The 681-nt window shown below is 52.4% G+C and carries 1 protein-coding gene; it reads left to right on the top strand.

Going from position 1 to position 681, the window contains the following annotated elements; all coding sequences use genetic code 11:
* Positions 1-681 (top strand): group II intron maturase-specific domain-containing protein (locus L6H65_RS26430; protein ID WP_253074664.1); only part of this gene is annotated, 681 nt, incomplete at both ends.

Below are 681 nucleotides of genomic sequence, written 5' to 3' on the forward strand. Positions count from 1 at the left end.
GCGGCCCGTTGTCGCCGCTTTTGGCAAACATCTATTTGAACGAATTCGATCAGGAGATGAAAAGTCGGGGAGTAACGGTCATCCGCTATGCGGATGACATCGTGGTGCTTGCGAAGAGCAAACGTGCAGCGATGCGGCTTCTGGAATCCAGCCGAACCTATTTGGAAAAGCGGCTAAAGCTCCAGTTGAACACGCGGAAGAGCAAGGTAGTCAGCGTCGTGGCGCAGAAACACTTCAAATTCCTCGGATTTGCTTTGGGGAAGAACGGAAACGGCGTATACGTACGCGTACATCGTCAATCCCTAGCCAAGGCAAAGAAGAAGCTGAAAGAGCTAACGAGTCGAAGCCAAGGCAGGAATGCACGACAGGTCATGGAGAAAGTGAAAGTCTATATTCGCGGCTGGATCGGCTACTTCTACATAGCCGACATGAAGCGAACTCTGCAAAGCTGGAACGAATGGCTGCGAAGACGGATGCGCATGTACATCTGGAAGCAGTGGAAGAAGCCGAGAACGAAGGTACAGAACCTGCGAAAACTGGGTGTGCCGGGAGGGAAGGCCTACCAGTGGGGAAATACAAGACTCGGGTACTGGCGCATTGCCGGTAGCGCTGTATTGCAATGCTCTGTTACAAACGAAAAGCTCGCACAGGCAGGGTATTATGACTTCCCTGCCCAGTACG

Source organism: Paenibacillus plantiphilus, from assembly GCF_927798095.1.
GTDB classification, from domain to species: Bacteria; Bacillota; Bacilli; order Paenibacillales; family Paenibacillaceae; genus Paenibacillus_Z; species Paenibacillus_Z plantiphilus.